General features: G+C 48.6%; 1 pseudogene. It reads right to left on the bottom strand.

Annotated elements, in window-relative coordinates:
* Positions 1–199: 199 nt before the first annotated feature.
* Positions 200–510, bottom strand: a pseudogene (locus PVA01S_RS27095) (hypothetical protein); the annotation flags it as partial.

Raw genomic sequence — 510 nt, 5'->3', positions numbered from 1 at the left:
AAACCTACTCCCAACCACCATTGTCGCGTAAATAGTACGTGAGTGCGCCAAATGTCAGTCATGTTGCGGCGTGCTTAGACAATCAATTGATAGGCTTGTTCGATTACATGATGAATCTGATTTTCGTCCACCGATGCCACCCCTTTCCGTTATCCGGATACCGATCATTTTTCATTCGATATGTGCCTGCTTTGCCTCTTTATATACGCGAGTTTCCATACAGTATATTCGACGTTACAAATACACCAACCGGCGGCAACGAAGTTGAAGGCGGTTGCGGTGGGACATAGCCGCTATACCCCGCCAAGCTTATATCAGTTGTCGCTACCCAGGTTCCATATTCGCCCGCTTGTAAAGAGGGGGGGAGCATCTGCAGACGTCCGGTGAGAACCAGATGCCGAAGTTGAATCTGGACATCGTCATAGATGGTTAAATGGCCGGAGTAGGAGGCGTAGGGGGAATGAAACATGATCTGCTGCGCGCTTTCATTCCAGCTTCCTTCAATTGAAA

Source organism: Paenibacillus validus NBRC 15382 (assembly GCF_004000985.1).
Classification (GTDB): domain Bacteria; phylum Bacillota; class Bacilli; order Paenibacillales; family NBRC-103111; genus Paenibacillus_G; species Paenibacillus_G validus.
This window is presented reverse-complemented; position numbering and strand designations above follow the sequence as displayed.